The 14,634-nt window shown below is 57.0% G+C and carries 13 protein-coding genes; 6 read left to right on the top strand and 7 right to left on the bottom strand.

From position 1 onward, the window contains the following. Positions 1 to 3: 3 nt before the first annotated feature. Genes ACWFTY_RS01220 through ACWFTY_RS01210 form a run of 3 tightly spaced genes read right to left on the bottom strand, consistent with a single transcriptional unit; the run spans position 4 to position 3,028 of the window. Positions 4 to 819, bottom strand: a complete 816-nt coding sequence (locus tag ACWFTY_RS01220) for a TIGR03084 family metal-binding protein (protein WP_447525584.1) — start codon at positions 817 to 819, stop codon at positions 4 to 6. A gap of 14 nt (positions 820 to 833) precedes the next feature. After that, the gene (locus ACWFTY_RS01215; RefSeq protein ID WP_447525583.1) at positions 834 to 2,642 is read right to left on the bottom strand and encodes an acyclic terpene utilization AtuA family protein; all 1,809 of its coding nucleotides are present in this window, start codon (positions 2,640 to 2,642) and stop codon (positions 834 to 836) included. A gap of 5 nt (positions 2,643 to 2,647) precedes the next feature. Then, positions 2,648 to 3,028 (bottom strand): VOC family protein, encoded by a 381-nt coding sequence (locus tag ACWFTY_RS01210; protein ID WP_447525582.1) that lies wholly within the window; start codon positions 3,026 to 3,028, stop codon positions 2,648 to 2,650. A gap of 93 nt (positions 3,029 to 3,121) precedes the next feature. Here ACWFTY_RS01210 and ACWFTY_RS01205 point away from each other — a divergent pair, with 93 nt between their 5' ends. From ACWFTY_RS01205 to ACWFTY_RS01190, 4 genes are all read left to right on the top strand, one after another. Continuing rightward, the gene (locus ACWFTY_RS01205; protein WP_447525581.1) at positions 3,122 to 3,928 is read left to right on the top strand and encodes an SDR family oxidoreductase; all 807 of its coding nucleotides are present in this window, start codon (positions 3,122 to 3,124) and stop codon (positions 3,926 to 3,928) included. Between the two features lie 109 nt (positions 3,929 to 4,037). Next, the gene (locus ACWFTY_RS01200; RefSeq protein WP_339822282.1) at positions 4,038 to 4,970 is read left to right on the top strand and encodes an SDR family oxidoreductase; all 933 of its coding nucleotides are present in this window, start codon (positions 4,038 to 4,040) and stop codon (positions 4,968 to 4,970) included. A gap of 73 nt (positions 4,971 to 5,043) precedes the next feature. Further along, a complete protein-coding gene (locus ACWFTY_RS01195) occupies positions 5,044 to 5,601 on the top strand; it encodes an RNA polymerase sigma factor (RefSeq protein ID WP_447525580.1) in 558 nt (185 codons plus the stop codon). 1 nt (position 5,602) lies between these two features. Next, the gene (locus tag ACWFTY_RS01190; protein WP_447525579.1) at positions 5,603 to 5,977 is read left to right on the top strand and encodes a DUF6768 family protein; all 375 of its coding nucleotides are present in this window, start codon (positions 5,603 to 5,605) and stop codon (positions 5,975 to 5,977) included. Positions 5,978 to 5,983: 6 nt separating this feature from the next. Here ACWFTY_RS01190 and ACWFTY_RS01185 read toward each other — a convergent pair whose 3' ends face one another. The 4 genes from ACWFTY_RS01185 to ACWFTY_RS01170 all read right to left on the bottom strand — a co-directional run bounded on the left by ACWFTY_RS01185 (position 5,984) and on the right by ACWFTY_RS01170 (position 11,461). After that, a complete protein-coding gene (locus tag ACWFTY_RS01185; protein ID WP_447525578.1) occupies positions 5,984 to 6,973 on the bottom strand; it encodes a HupE/UreJ family protein in 990 nt (329 codons plus the stop codon). Then, complete coding sequence (locus ACWFTY_RS01180) at positions 6,970 to 7,785, bottom strand: peptidylprolyl isomerase (protein WP_447525577.1); 816 nt, start codon at positions 7,783 to 7,785, stop codon at positions 6,970 to 6,972. Before ACWFTY_RS01180 ends, ACWFTY_RS01185 begins: the two co-directional genes overlap by 4 nt. A gap of 91 nt (positions 7,786 to 7,876) precedes the next feature. Further along, positions 7,877 to 9,766 (bottom strand): DUF3604 domain-containing protein, encoded by a 1,890-nt coding sequence (locus tag ACWFTY_RS01175; protein ID WP_447525576.1) that lies wholly within the window; start codon positions 9,764 to 9,766, stop codon positions 7,877 to 7,879. Positions 9,767 to 9,853: 87 nt separating this feature from the next. Then, entirely contained in the window at positions 9,854 to 11,461 is a 1,608-nt protein-coding gene (locus ACWFTY_RS01170; protein ID WP_447525575.1) for a phytoene desaturase family protein, read from the bottom strand. A 157-nt stretch (positions 11,462 to 11,618) separates the two neighbouring features. On the opposite strand from ACWFTY_RS01170, the gene ACWFTY_RS01165 reads away from it, so the two are divergent. Then, positions 11,619 to 13,436: a DUF885 domain-containing protein gene (locus ACWFTY_RS01165; RefSeq protein WP_447525574.1), complete on the top strand. Its 1,818-nt coding sequence runs from the start codon at positions 11,619 to 11,621 to the stop codon at positions 13,434 to 13,436. A gap of 276 nt (positions 13,437 to 13,712) precedes the next feature. After that, the gene (locus ACWFTY_RS01160) at positions 13,713 to 14,555 is read left to right on the top strand and encodes a DUF6597 domain-containing transcriptional factor (RefSeq protein ID WP_447525573.1); all 843 of its coding nucleotides are present in this window, start codon (positions 13,713 to 13,715) and stop codon (positions 14,553 to 14,555) included. Positions 14,556 to 14,634 lie beyond the last annotated feature (79 nt).

Here is a 14,634-nt window from a genome sequence, read left to right as displayed (position 1 = left end):
CATTCAGCTAGTTACGGCACTCCGTGTTCCCTTGGCCGGCGGGGTTTCCGGTCCACCAGCAAAGCATTGGGCGATTTCCATCCACTGGCGGGCGGTGTCACCGACCGTCTCGAGCGAAGTGTCGTCGATATTGCGGGTCTGGGTCACGACTTGGGAAAACTCAACCGCGCTGCCGCGTACAACATTATCTTCCTGCGGGTCATTCCACTCCCAGACGGCACCCGATGGCGCGGTCAGCTGGACGAACGGCTTTGGTGCAGGCGGTTCCTGACGCCGGTTGCGGAAGGTCCAGCCATAAGTGGTAACGCCGAGATGGGCGATATTGCGGATGCGGTCACCGTCCTGGCGGTCCTGCCCCAATATGTCGAATATCTCCTGCCCGTGCGACCATGTTTCCATCTGGCGGGCGATGATTTTTGACCTTGTGGTCATGTCCGGCCCGGCCCAGGCGACGCGAAGTTCGGGGTCGGCTTCGCCATAAGCTGCAGCGAGCTTTGGATAATAGTCGCAATAGGCATCGAACAGGGCCTTGCCACGAATTCCGCCGGCATGCTGGTCCAGCCATTCATATTGCACATCGACATGACCTTTGCCGGTCTTGAACGCGCCCATCATTTCACGAAGGAACTGCTTGAAAGCATCCGGATCCTCGAGCGTCATCAGCGCGGCCGCGTTCCAGATATGGAGGTGGCCAATCACATCTTCTATCGTCCAGCCCTTGAACTGGGTGACGGTGCCAAAGACATCGTCACCTGAATCGGCGAGCACGGCTGCGAGCGTGTCGCTCTCGTCCTTGAAATCCCGGGCTTCCTGCATCATCAATTCAGTCCTTTTCAATTCAGTTGTTCGGCGAGCGCCGCCGGTATCGCAACCGGATGGGCGAGCAATATTTGGCCATAGCCTTTGCCCTGGGCATCATTTCTGATGCTCGCGACACCGCCGCCGCCAAGCACCGCGTCGATCAGAAAGTTGATCGCGTGAGCGCCGGGCATATAATATTTTTCGACTTTTGCGGTACTCGCGCCACCCTCGATAAAGTGGGCGAAACGCTTGGCGACCGAGTCCGGGGTCAGCGCCGCCCAGATATAGGGAAGCCAGGCCGGATCGCGCGCGATCACGCCGATATTGGCCTTGTTGCCCTTGTCACCGGAACGCGCCCAGGCCAGCTGGATCAGCGGTACGGTGATCCCGGCATCCGGCTCATCCGGTGCTTGCGGAGGAAGTGGTCGTTTGATTGCAGCCGGATCGAAAGACGCTCCTTCGGTATCCTGGAATGCGATTTTTTTGCCGTCGACATCGATCGCGATGGTCACGGCAGCTTTCGGTGTGAGATAGGAAAACAATCGTACCACGGGCGACGGTTTCGCGCGTGCACCGGAAAAGCTGCCCAGTCCTGGCGGCGTTGCCAGCCCAAGGCCGGTCAGCTCGCGCAATAATATGCCGATTGCTGCGGCTTCGCTATGTTTGGCCGCAATTTTCGCGACGACTTCGCGCGGTTCATGGCCGGACGTATAATCGCCAAACTGGCTTTCCGCACCGATCAACTCGACACTGGTTTCGCTATAGTTCCCGAGATTGTGACCGCGCAGGATTTTGTTGGCGCGGAGAAAGACATTGTCGCAGAATTTTTGCGCTTTGCGCGCTGCGTCAAAGCCGTAGAAACTGACATAGGTCCCGCCGCGGAAACCTTCGCCATAGGTCAGGCAGGTTTTGTAATGGTCCGGTGCAGGATAGCCCATTGCAGGAGAAACGCGGACTATGTCCGGGCCGGTCTGGGTGATTTCGACGCTCGAAAAATCGCATACCACGTCGGGTAACATATAGGCTTGCGGATCCCCGATTTCATAGAGCATCTGTTCGGAGACGGTGCCGACCGTCACACAGCCGCCAGTGCCTTCGGGCTTGCTGACGGTGAACGACCCGTCAGCGGAAACCGCACCAATCGGATAGCCGATACTGGATATGTCACCGGCGTCTTCCCAGTCGGTATAATTGCCGCCGGTGGCTTGCGGCCCGCATTCCAGCAGGTGGCCCGCGAGGCTTCCGCTGGCGAGAAGATCATGGTCGCTTGCGGTCCAGCCGAATTCGTGGATGCAGGCACCGAGCGTCACCGCGCTGTCAACGCAGCGGCCGGTGATCACAATATCCGCGCCCTCTGCAAGCGCGCGCGCTATCGGGAAAGCGCCGAGATAGGCGTTGATGCTGGCGATTTTTTCCTTGGCCGGAAAAGCCGCGCCGGTGAACATCTCGGTTGGCGCGCTGGTTGCAATCGCATCCAGTTCAGTCAGCAGATTGTCGCCGGTGATGACCGCAACCTTGAGGTCCAGGCCCAGCTCCTTGAGCAGGGTGCGCGCTGCCTCGCCGCAGGACGCCGGATTGACACCGCCTGCATTGGCAATGACCTTCACCCCTTGTGCGGCAATTGCCTTGGCATGGGGTTTCAGGACGGCACTGATGAAGTCGCCGGCATAGCCCGCTGCCGGATCCTTGGCATGCGCCCGCGCCATGATCGACATGGTGATCTCGGCGAGATAATCATAGACGAGATAATCCACACCCGCACCGAGCAGCTGCGGAGTGGCCATGGCGCTTTCGCCCCAAAAGCCGCTCGCGCCGCCGATGCGGATGCTCTTGTTCGGCATATGGTTCAGCCCATCTGGTGCAGGGCGCAGAGCTTGTTGCCATCCGGATCACGCAAATAAGCGAGATAGAGTTTCATGCCGGGATTGTCCCGGACTCCAGGAGGGTCTTCGATCGCAGTGCCACCGGCTGCTACGCCAGCCTTGTGCCAGGCATCGGCCTGTTCGGGATTTTCCATGGCAAATCCGACTGTCATGCCGTTGCCGCAGGTGGCATCCTTGCCGTCGATCGGCGGCGTGACCATGAATATGCTGCCGTTATGGATATACATCAAACGACCCTTTGGATCGACCATGGCTTCCGGGCCACCAACGCTTGCGAACAATGCATCATAGAATTTCTTCGAGCGGTCCATATCGTTTGATCCGACCATCATGTGACTGTACATTTTTCTCTCCTTTGTTTCGGGCTAGACTTTTGGGCGGGCTTCTGCCCGCGGGTAATCTTGTCCTTGTTCTAACCGCTCCGCATCTTTAAGCGAGTGATTAATTTATTCAAGCGGGACAAGATCAAAATGATATTGAAAGACAAGATTATCGTCATCACCGGCGGCGCAAGCGGTATCGGGGCGGCAATGGCTCGCAGGTTTGCAGCGGAAGGGGCAAAGAAAGTCATCTGCGCGGACCGTGATCTCGCCGGCGCGCAGGCAGTCGCAGACGAAATCGGCGGGGTGGCGATCAAAACCGATGTGTCACTGGCCACGGATATCAACAGTCTTATCGAAACGGTTGAAGCCGATATCGGCCCGATCGATCTGTTCGTCTCCAATGCCGGCATCATTACCGGCGGCGGTGTCGAAGTGGATGACGCGGACTGGCAGAATATCTGGGACATCAATGTGTTGGCCCATATTCGGGTCGCACGGATATTGGTGCCCAAGATGCTGGAACGTGGCGGCGGCTATCTGCTCAACACCGCCTCGGCGGCCGGGCTTCTGGCGCAGATCGGTTCCGCGCCTTATTCCGTGACGAAACATGCCGCGGTCAGTTTCGCCGAATGGCTGGCGATTACCCACGGCGCAGAAGGGCTGAAAGTCTCGGTTCTCTGCCCACAAGGCGTCGACACGCCGATGATTGCCGGTGTCGACACATCCACTGTTGCCAAGGACGGGATCGTGACGCCGGAGCATGTTGCCGACATTTGCGTCGAAGCGATGGGTGATGAGCGTTTCCTGATCCTTCCGCATCCCAAGGTGGGCGAATATGTCAAACAGAAGGGTGCCGATCCGGAACGCTGGATCTCGGGTATGCAGCGCTGGCAGGCGATGCTGACCGAACAGTCTTCCTGAGCATCCTCCAGCAAGACCGGCCCTAACAAAAATGTCCTGACAAAATGGAGCATTGGGGCTCTGCATATTCGCCTCTAGCGTTGCTACAAACGCAAAAGGAGAGAGAATCATGGCATTGGTATCAGTCGTGGGTGCAACCGGCCGGCAAGGTCTTGCACAAATACGGCAATTGGCAGCAGCGGGTCACAAGGTTCGTGCCTTGTCGCGCAGTGAAACGCCAGATCTGGGCGGCTCCAATGTTGCCGATGAATGCCGGAAAATCGACCTCGCCGATGAATCCACCTGGATCCCGGCTTTTGAGGGTTCTGATGCCGTTTTCTATACCCATCCGCTGCAGACGCGGGAAGATCGCGCCTCGATGGTCGGGCGTGTAGCCGCCGCTGCCAAAGAAGCCGGCACCGAGCGTTTTGTCTGGAATACATCAAGCTGGATTCCGGAGCGTCCCGGTGACCCGTTCACTTATGGCAATAATACGATTGCGCTGAACGAGATTTTCCGTTCCGGCATGCCTGCGACTGTATTTGGCTCGGTATTGTTCATGGACAATCTGCTGACCAATTGGGCGCGGCCGTTCATTATGGACGAAAAACGTTATGTCTATCCGCATAATGCAACTCTGGAAGCGAACTGGATCAGCCTGGATGATGTCGGCAAATGCATGGTTGCCGCGATGGACCGTCCGGACTTTGAAGGTTCCTGGCTCAATATTGGTGGGCCGCAGCGCATCAAACCCCCGGAAGTAGCCGAAATCCTGTCACGTGTATTCGGCCATGAGATCAAATATGATCCCTGCACGCCAAAGGAATTTGGAGACTATCTGGTCAAGGCCTTTGGCGACGATGTCGCACCGGAAAATCGCGAATCCATGGCTGCCGGGATCACTGCCTTCTACGAATATAACAACAACAACGTAACAAGGCCCTTTGAAGTGGATACCGACTTCATGCAGCAGCGTCTGCCGGAAGTCGAATTCGAGACACTCGAACAATGGGCGGCGCGGCAAGACTGGTCGGAAGACGCGCACAGACCGCCAGCGGGATAATTTTTCCAAGATATTTTTGGCCACATGAACCTTTTGGCGCTTTGCTCCGACTATCGGAGTAAAGGCCAAAAGCATGTCCGAGCGTTACAGCGAAACCGAGCGAATATATGACGAGCTGCTGCTGGCGCGTGTGCAGGCTGGAGACAGTCGTGCAGGCGAACGACTGGCGGCACGCTGGTATCCGCGATTGATGCGAACCGCTTGCCGGTTGCTGCGCGATGAAGAACAGGCCGGGGTAGCGGTTCAGGAAGCCTGGACGGGCATCTGCCGCGGATGGCGGACTTTGCGCGACCCTGCACGATTCCCTGCCTGGGCTTATACGATCCTCCACCACAAATGTGCCGACAGGATCAGGCGAAACCAACGGCAAAGACATTGGATCGGGGAGGGCGTCAGCGATCCGGTGGTCCCGCCCGCTGGTGAAGCCAGAGTGACAATCACCCAAGCGTTTGACAGCCTCAGCGATGACCACCGGACCGCCGCAACGCTCTATTTCAGTGAAGGTTTGACCATTGGTGAAATCGCTGTGGTGACGGCAGTGCCGGTGGGTACCGCCAAATCACGACTCTTCCATGCCCGGCGTCAGTTGAAAGCTGCGCTTGACGATGTTCAATTTGATGAAGGAGAATGACATGACAAAATTTGATGATCAATTGGGCGCGGCTCTGACCGCAGATGACAAGGCCTTTCTGGACGACCTGGAAAATGGCCGCGGACTGTTTGATCAGCTTGGCGCGACATTGCGCGGGCCGATGCGTTTCTGGTCCTACATGGTCACCGCGGTCACCTTCGTCCTATTTCTGTTCGCTCTTTACTGCGGCTGGCAGGCTTTCCAGGCCGGGCAGATTCGTGAGACGATCCTTTGGTCCGCCGGATTTCTGGCGCTGTTTCAGGCTGTAGGTTTGCTGAAAATGTGGATGTTTGACCGGATGAACCTGCTCTCGCTGCTGGCCGAAATGAAAAAGATCGAACTCAGAGTGGCGCAGCTTGGTGATGCCAAAAATTGAACAAGTTCAGGCGATCATCCGTTCAACGAACCAGTAGGTGGAGATGATGCCGATGCCATAGGCGGTCGCGGTTTTTGTCGGATGCAGCCAATTGCTGCGCAGTTTGCGGATGACGTATAACGCCGCCAGAGCCACTGCAACGATGGCCAGTTGTCCGATTTCCACACCAAGGTTGAATGTCAGCAAGGCTAGCGGAACATCACCTTCGGGCAAGCCGATTTCGGCGAGCGCGCCGGCAAAACCGAAGCCGTGGAGCAAGCCGAACAGAAAGGCCACGATCCAAGGGAACCGTTCCGAGAGGCGTCGGTCATCGGGCTTTGCTTTCACCACCTCGATAGCCAAGAAAATGATCGACAGTGCAATCACCGCCTCGACCGGCTGCGAAGGCAGCGACAGCCAGCCAAGCGTCGTCCCGACCAATGTGATGCTATGCGCTACTGTGAAGGCAGTGACGGTCTTTGCGACCAGCCAGCCGCCTTTGAGTAGCAGCACCAGAGCGAGCACAAAGAACAGATGATCGAAGCCCAGCAAAATATGTTCGACGCCAATGATTGTGTAAGTTGCAGCAACATTGGAAATCACGGATGGCTTGGTCAGGGTCGCGGACGGCTGGTCCGGGGTTAGCCGCACAGTCTGCATGGCGCTGCCCATCGGGGCAATGCGAACCAGTGCATCAGTCGTTGACAGTTCCAGACCCTTCAGACCGATTGTCTGTCCCTGCACCGGTCCGTGGCAGCGCAGCAAGAGACGGGTTAGGATGTTGCTGCCAGAATATTCGCGCTGACGATCGCCTTCGACCTCGCAATTTTCCGGAATTATGATCTCACCGGTCTGGCCCAGGCGCGAATTGGTCGATGCCTTCCACAGCAGTGACCATTGGCCGGGCGATTGCTCGGTCATCTCGATATAGGCGGGGCGCAGCTCGTCGGCGCTGGCGCTGGTCGGGTACAGCACCAGCCCGAGAAAGACCGACAAGACGGCGAACCAGCGGTTCATGGGCGGCCAGTCACTGTGACTTCATATTGCGCCTTGTACCGGGCAAGCGCTTCTGCTTTCTGCTGGGCTTGCCGCGATGAACGCCAGTCATTGAGGACCTGTTGCCGGATATTGTCCAGAACGGCTTTCTGGCCAGGAGCCTTCGCGGAAATTTTGACCGCGTGCGTGCCGAAGCCGGAGGCGACCGGACCGCTCCAGATGCCGGTTTCCAGCTTGTCCAACTGTTCGGCAAACCGGTCGCCAAACTGGCGAGCAATGTCCGTGGTACTGGCTCTTGCAAACGTCTCGGGCATGGACAGAGATTGTGCGAAAGTGGAGGGCTCCGCTCCGTCGTTCAGTTGATCGATGCGCTGACGTGCGTCGGCTGCACTGATCTGTCCGAGGTATATTTGCTCGAAATCATAAAGCGGAGTCAGGGAATATTTTCCGGGATTCTTGTCGATCCATTCCTGCAGAAGGTCATCGCTCGGCTCGACGTCTGCAGCCTCTTCGCTGTCGACAAAGCGCATCTTGGTGAACAGGCGCCGTCGGATGACGGGGTCATTCTTGTCCAGCCCTAACCTCAACGCTTCGCGATAGTAAATTTCTTCGGCGATCTCCTGGTCGATCAGGCTATCCAGCTCCGCTTGTGTCGGTGCCCGGCGAAAATTTTGCACCCAGCCTGCTTCGAGCCGGGCAATGTCCGCGTCGCCGATATTGATCGCATAATCCGCCGGGTCACGGTCGCTGCCGGTAGCCCAGAAGAAAGCAAAGATAAGCAGCGCGCCACCGAGAAAATGGACCAGCGGTTCTCTGATAAACTTACGCAACATATATCGGGTAACCCATCAAGTTCAGCCGCAGCGAGTCAAAGGATTGCGGGGCCCGTCCAGTGACAGGCCCCGGCTGATTGGTTTAGCGAGCCTAAGCCGTCGGTGTATACCAGATCGGCGAGCTATAGGCACGCTCCTGCTGAATCTTGATCACCGAATCGGGCAGGGTCAGCTTGAATTTGAGCGCATCATAGACCGGCCATGTCGGCGTCGGAATCTCCAGCACACGCACATAATAGAAGGCGTTCTGATCGGCGTCGAAATCAGGGTCTTGCCAGAAGGTAACGAGCTCTGGTGCGCCGGTCGCATTGTCCCAGGTGCCCTTGGTCAGATCAACCGTATTGGGCACCGCAGTCAGCTTGCCATTGGCGCCAAGTTTGCGGGTGTCGGCATCGCTCCAGCTGACATTGTAGATTTTTTCCTGGCTCTTGCCTGTTGCATCGACCCAGCCCTTGATTACCTGGATCCGGTCGAGACTGCCGCTCTCCGGGTCCATCAGCGCGCTGATCAGGAATTTGGGGGCTTCGCCGCCGCCGCCGGTCAGGTCTCCACCCATCGGGACGCCCTTGGAGTAGCCGGTCTTGACCAGATCAGCGACATCGTCGGCGGCAAAATCAAAGCCGCCAAAGAAACGGACCTGCATCCGCGGACCGGTTGTTGCATAGACTTCGCGACGCATCATCGCATCGAAAATGGCTTCGCGCGTGTTGCTGGTCGCCCACACGGCCGCATAGCCGCTGGACAGATAATGCCAGCCGAAGCGGCCTTCCCGGGTACCAAGATTTTGCGGGTCGAGGGCACGACCCTTGTTATTGGCTTCATTGCCGCTGTGCTTGCCGAAGAAATTATTCTCGTCGGCCGTTGCCAGCGAGGTATGGCTGTCGGTGGAGCCGATCATGCCAAATTTAAACGGATTGGCGCCTACGGAAAGAGTCAGTTCCAACCCGCGTTTCAGCGCTTCACGAACATAGCTGCCGCCATAGCTTTCGGGCGGCATATCTTTTGTGCAGCTCAGATTGCATTTGTCCCAGCCAGCGACACCGAAATCAGCAAATTCGTCATTGGGCGACAGAAATGGATGGGTTTCGCTATCGCCTTTGATCTGCGTGACCTCGACGATCGGTTCGCGCAACGCCCGGGTTTTCACATAAGCTGCATCAATCGGACTGCCGTCAAATTTGTTCATCGCGAACATCCGGCCATTCGAGACATTGCTGTTGTGCGGAATGGCGAGCACCTTGCCGCCGGTTTTTTCCTCATAGGCTGCCATATAAGCCCAGAGCTTTTCGGGATCTTGCAGACCCAGAGCGCCATAGGGAATGGTATCACCCATTTTCTTCGGACCTTCGCGGAACATCACGACGCGGTGGAGATTGTCGCCATCCGGCATCGATGTATATTCAAAGCCCATGAAAGCGGTGAACTTCCCGGGCTCATTATACTGGTCGACGGTCTCGCCGTGCTTTTCCCAGAGATCTGCCGTGCGTTCCCGCGATTCTTCCGGATCCGTGAGCGATTCCGGCAACGTGCCCTTAGCAGCGCCATCGATGAGTTCCGCCGTCACCCGCAACGAGCCCTCGTCGCTCTCGTTCATCATATCGTGCCAGCGGAGCAGGAATTTATTGGTCAGCAAGGCAATGCGCGGTGCTTCCATGATCGCCTTGGTCGCGCCCATTGCGTCGCTATGGTCGGCAATCACCAGAAAATCGAGTGGTCGGGACAGCTTGGCTTTGGCGCCTTTTGTTGCCGTGACTTCCTCGCCGCGGGCAAATCTCAGCGCCGCCTCGGCGTCCAGCCTGTTGCCGAAACCGAAAGCGTCGATGCTGTTGTCGGTGTGGAGATGGGTGTCGCCCCAGAATACCTGCTCGGGAAATTCGGTGTTCGCAACCTCTGCGGCGCTATCGTCAGCCTCGTTGATTTTCGAACAGCCCGATAAAGCCAGAGCAGCCGTGCATGCTGCCAACATCAGTGATTTGCGCATAGTGAGTCTCCCATCCCAAGTGGGGGACGCTATCCCTCTCGGCGGTCGGGTGCAATAGGCAGCTAAATTGACTAGCCTGCCGTAGCGTCAGCCGAGCCATCGACCCAGAAAACTGCGCTCCCGCAGGATCATTTTGGCGGCATTATGGCCGGGTGCGCCGGTGACGCCGCCGCCCGGATGGGTCCCCGAGCCGCACATATAGAGATGCTGGATCGGCCCCTTGTAATTGGCGGAACCGATCACCGGCCGCGCTGTCCAAAGCTGGTCGAGAGACATGCGACCATGAAAAATATCGCCACCGACCAGACCGAATTTGCGTTCCAGATCGAGCGGAGATAGTGCCATTCGCCCGAGAATCAGTTTGCGAAAGCCCGGTGCATGGTTTTCGACAACGTCCAGTATCGCATCTACCGCTGCGTTGCGTTCATCGTCCCAGCTGCGCCCCTCTGGCAATATGGGCGCAAATTGCTGACAGAACAGGCTCGCGACATGCTGGCCGGCGGGGGCCAGACTGTCGTCGACAAGGCTGGGGATCAGCATTTCGACAACCGGCTTGCGCGACCAGCCGTCTCGCCGCGCGTCCTGATAGGCCTCGTCCATATAATCGAGCGACGGCGCCATGATAATCCCGGATTTCAGATGATTCCCGGTCCCCGGAAGATCGGTGAAATCGGGCAGGCCGCCGAGCGCCAGATTCATCCGGAAACTGCCGGAGCCAAACTGGTAGCCGGCCATCATGCTGCGGAAATCAGCGGGCAGGTCAGCAGCATCGATCAGCCGGTCATAGAGCAGTTTCGGCCCGACATTGGCGATGATCTTTCGCGCACGGATTTGCTCGCCATCTATAGTGCATATTCCGACTGCGGCCCCGTTCTCGACCAGCAGCTTTTTCACCGGTGTTTCGAGGCTGATTTCGACTCCCGCTTCTTCGCAGGCCTCGGCCATGAGTTGCGTGACCTGCCCCATGCCGCCAAGCACATGGCCCCACTGGCCATGCTTGCCATTGACCTCGCCAAAGACATGATGGAGCAGGACATAAGCGCTGCCTGGCGTGTCGGGGCTGGCATAATTGCCGACAATGGCATCAAAGCCGAAAGCCGCCTTGATCGGCGCGCTTTCAAACCACTGGTCGAGCATCTCGCGGGCGCTGAGCGTGAACAGCTTGAGGATATTATGTTGTTCCAGCACCGAAAGCCGGGTGAACCGGCGGGCGGTCTTGATGCCCGCCAGCATGGCCTGGACTCCGCTCCCGGCATTCGGCGGGATTTCCAGTGCCAGTTCGCGCAATATCTGTGCTGCCGATTCCAGCATGGCATAATATTCCGGCAGGCGCGCCGCATCCGCTTGGGAGAATCGTGCGATCTCCATTTGCGTGGCTTCGAGAGAGCCGCCGACGAGCAGATATTCGCCACCGCCAAGCGGCAGAAAGTTGCTCTTGGGTCGCTCGATCACCCGGTAGCCGCGTTCAACCAGACCCATGTCGGCAATGATCTTCGGTTGGAGCAAAGAAACCGTGTAGCTGGCGGTGCTGTTGCGGAATCCGGGATAAAATTCCTCGGTCACCGCCGCGCCGCCGATCACGTCGCGCGCTTCTAATATCCGGACTTTCATGCCGGCACGCGCAAGATAATAAGCGCAGACCAGACCGTTATGGCCGCCGCCGATGATCAATGCGTCCGTTGAATATGCATTCATGGTGGTTCGACACCTATCGCCGGATAATCCTGGCAGCAACCGGCAATTGCCGGAAGGGTTTCGGTCGAGACGAGCGGTGCGCGCGCAAGCCGATTTGTGCAAATCCAAACAGGATGATAAGACCGGAGAAATTTCTATCGGATAAGGAAGATTTTGGATGAGATATTTGTTGCTGACCGCCGCTTCTGCCTTGGCATTGACCGTCGTCGCCGTTGGGCCTGCAAGCCATGCACAAACTGGCGAAGTTGCAAGCCAGCCGAAGGAGGACATCAACGCACAGCTGTCCGCCTTTTTCGAAGATTATGACGATCAGGAGCTCGCCCATTCGCCCGTATCGAAAGCCTATCGGGGTATTCGCGACGCCGATTATGGCAAATGGGATGATCCGAGCGAGACCGCCGCGATCGAGCAATATGAACGTGGTCAGGCCGCGCTTGCCAAAATGAAGACCGCGTTTGATAAAGACCAGCTGAACGAAGCCGGCCAGTTGAGCTATCGTCTTTTTGAAGCAAGGGCGGAGCGCTCCAGCAATGCTTTCCCGTTCCGTCGCAACAGCTATATTTTTGACCAGATGAATGGTGCGCAAAGCCAGATTCCGGCGTTCATGATCAATATTCACCGGGTCGCCAACAAGGCCGACGCGGGCGCATATGTCAGCCGGCTCTTTGGTGCTGGTCCGCTCATTGAAACGCTTGTCGCGCAGTCTGCCGAGCGGGCGGATGATGGCATCATGGTGCCGGACTGGGTGTTTCCTTATGTCATTAGCGATACCCGGAACGTGATCACCGGTGCGCCGTTTGACGAGGGTGATGATTCGCCGATATTTGCGGATTTGAAGAAGAAGGTGAATGCGCTCGATATCGCCGAGAGTGAAAAGGCAGACTTGATCGCTCGTGGCGAAGAAGCGCTGATCGACAGCCTGCAGCCCGCCTATGAGAAACTGATTGCCGAAATGGAGCGTCAGCAGGCAATGGCCAGCGATGGCGACGGTATTTGGCGGTTCGAGGATGGTGCCGCTTATTATGCAGAGCGGCTGCAAAATTATACGACGACAGATCTGAGCGCAGACGAGATCCATCAGATTGGTCTCGACAATGTTGCGCGCATTCACGGATTGATGCGCAAGATCATGTCAGATGTGGGCTTTGAAGGCAGCCTGCAGGAGTTTTTCGTCCATTTGCGTACCGGTGACCAATATTTCTACACCAGCCGCGAGGATTATCTGGCGGAAGCCAATAGCAAGCTTGCAGCAATGGAAAAGAAGCTGCCGGAATTTTTCAACACGCTGCCCAACGCTCCTTTCGTGATCAAGCCGGTCGAGGCGTTCCGTGAAAAATCGGCGGGCAAGGCTTTTTATCAACGGCCTGCGCCTGACGGTTCCCGGCCAGGCACATATTATGTGAATCTCTATGATCTCAAAAGCATGTCGAAAACCGAGCTTGAGGCGCTGGCCTATCATGAAGCCTTGCCGGGCCATCACCTGCAACTGGCAATCCAGACCGAATTGGGCGATCTTCCCGCTTTTCGCAAATTTGGCGGGGTGACTGCCTATTCTGAAGGTTGGGGCCTTTATAGTGAAGAACTGGGCAAGGACATGGGGTTTTACACCGACCCTTATTCCGATTTTGGCCGGCTCGGCATGGAATTGTGGCGGGCCTGCCGGCTGGTCGTTGATACCGGTATCCATGACAAGCGCTGGAGTCGCGAAGAGGCAATTCAATATCTGACGGACAACACGCCCAACCCCGACGGCGACATTCGTAAGGCTATTGAACGCTATATCGTCTTTCCCGGTCAGGCGACCGCCTATATGATCGGCAAATTGAAAATACTTGAGCTTCGGACGCGGGCGCAGGAGGCTTTGGGTGAGGCATTCACCATGGGCGCGTTCCATGACGTGATCCTGAAAAGTGGTCCGGTGCCGCTCGACATAATGGAAGAGAGGGTTGACGCCTGGATTGCTTCGAACAGCTGAATTACGAGCGTGATCCGTTGCGATTGTCCTTAAATGTCAAAACTATGTTCGGAATCTGTCGTATTTGTCCAATAAAGCCGATCCATTACCGGTGCATAGCAATGGGGCGACCCGAAGGGCTCTTGCCATCATAATTTGACGGTATCGGAGTTCTTTTCCTTATTGGCCTGACCATTTTTTTGGTCAGGCCTTTTTTTTAACTATGTTTTTTTGCTATAAAAGCGCATTCCATATGGAATCTGAACCTGGGGGAGGGACAGATTAGGGGGTCGCGATTTGGTAAGTTTGAGATATTATGCGCCTGCAGAAGATGTCCGGGACCTGGTCTCGGTCTATTATCTGTTTGAGGATGATCAGCCGCGCTTTGCGGATAACGAGCGGGCTGCGATCGCGCAGTTGCGCTTTCTGCTGGAGGGGAGTGCGGTCATAAGCTTCGCCGACGGCAGCAGTTTTTCGCATGAAGGCGCCGTGTTGCAGGGGCCTTCGACAGGAGCGATGCATGTCGACGTGACCGGACCGTTCCGAATGTTCGGCGTCGGCGTATTGCCCGCAGGCTGGGCGATCTCCACCCGGAAATCGGCGGCAGAATATACCGACAGGGCGGTCAATGCCGCCGAGGTCTTCACCCACGAGATTGACAAGAATCTGGAATATCTGCGCGGCTGCCAGACCCCCGAAGAGATGGTCGCCTGGGCCGATAAAGTCTATCGGGCGCTGAAACCGCGGCTCAAGCCGGAAACGGCCGCTTTTACCAAGATGGTCGATGAATGGCTCTCATCGGAACCTTCCCCGCCGATCAGCGGGTTGATGGAGCGGTCGACGCAAAGTTCGCGGCAGGTGCTGCGCACGGTGAACAAGCTTTATGGCATGCCGCCGAAATATCTGGCGCGAAAATATCGGGCGTTGCGGGCGGCCCGGGCTTATGCCGAGCATAATCAGGAAGAGCTGCTTCAGCTGGTAGATGCTTTCTACGACCAGTCGCACATGATCCGCGAAGTGAAATTCTTTGCCGGTGTGACCCCGACCCAGCTCCGCGTCGGTGAAGGGGAAATTGCGCGATTGATCGATCAGCGCGCCGACCTGAAGGGCAAGATTGCACCGCTGATTTCCGACACCTGAGTGGAAGAATTGGAAGCATGTTCGAGCCTTTTCGAGATCGCTTGAACCCGCGCTATGCTTGCAATGTTGGATAAATGAG

The sequence above is a fragment of the Parasphingorhabdus sp. NYA22 genome, from assembly GCF_976973735.1.
This window is presented reverse-complemented; position numbering and strand designations above follow the sequence as displayed.